Source organism: Actinomadura kijaniata NBRC 14229 (assembly GCF_001552175.1).
Lineage (GTDB): Bacteria > Actinomycetota > Actinomycetes > Streptosporangiales > Streptosporangiaceae > Spirillospora > Spirillospora kijaniata.
In genome coordinates, this window is sequence record NZ_BCQR01000348.1 from 1 (window position 1) to 744 (window position 744).

Annotated in this window: 1 protein-coding gene; it reads left to right on the top strand. The window is 81.3% G+C overall.

Features of this window, described 5'->3' with window-relative positions:
* Positions 1 to 744, top strand: a 744-nt coding sequence (locus AKI01S_RS48660) for an MFS transporter (RefSeq protein ID WP_157420784.1), incomplete at both ends; no start/stop codon positions are given.

Here is a 744-nt window from a genome sequence, read left to right on the forward strand (position 1 = left end):
GCCGGGGCGGCGCTGCTGGCCCCGGCCGCGCTCGGGCTGGTCCTGCTGGTCTTCCCGCCGGGCCCCGGACGCGGGCGGGCCCTCGGCGTGTGGGGCGCGGTGTCGGGGGCGGGCGGCGCGGCGGGCGTGCTGCTCGGCGGCCTGCTGACCGACCTGTGGGGCTGGCCCGCGGTGTTCCACGTGACGGTCCCGCTGGCGGCGGCGTCGCTGGCGGCCACGCTGGCGCTGGTGCCCGCCGACCCTCCCGCCGGGGGCTCGGTGGACTGGACCGGCGCGGTCGCCGCGACCGGCGGCCTGGTCGGGCTCGTGTACGCGGTGACCGCGGGGAACGCCGCCGCGGGCCTGGCCGGGGTCCTGCTGCTGGGCGCGTTCGCGCTCCGGCAGCGCCGCCTCGGCCGGTCCGCCCGCGACCCGCTGGTGCCGTCGCGGCTGCTGCGGCGCGGGCCGGTCACCGCGAACGTCGCCATGGCGCTGCTGGGCGCGGTGTGGATCGGGCTGTTCTACTACCTGCCGCTCTACCAGCAGAACGTGCTCGGGCACGGGCCGCTGGAGGCCGGGCTCACCCAGCTCCCGCTGGCCGGCGCGATCACGCTGGCGTCCGCCGTCGCGCCCCGGCTGCCGGTGCGGGCCTCGCTGGCCGCGGCGCTGGCGGCCCTGGCCGCCGGGCTGGCCTGGCTCGCCCGCGCCCCCGCCGACGGCACGTTCCCCGCCGACCTGCTGGGCCCGTCGCTGCTGGCCGGCGCC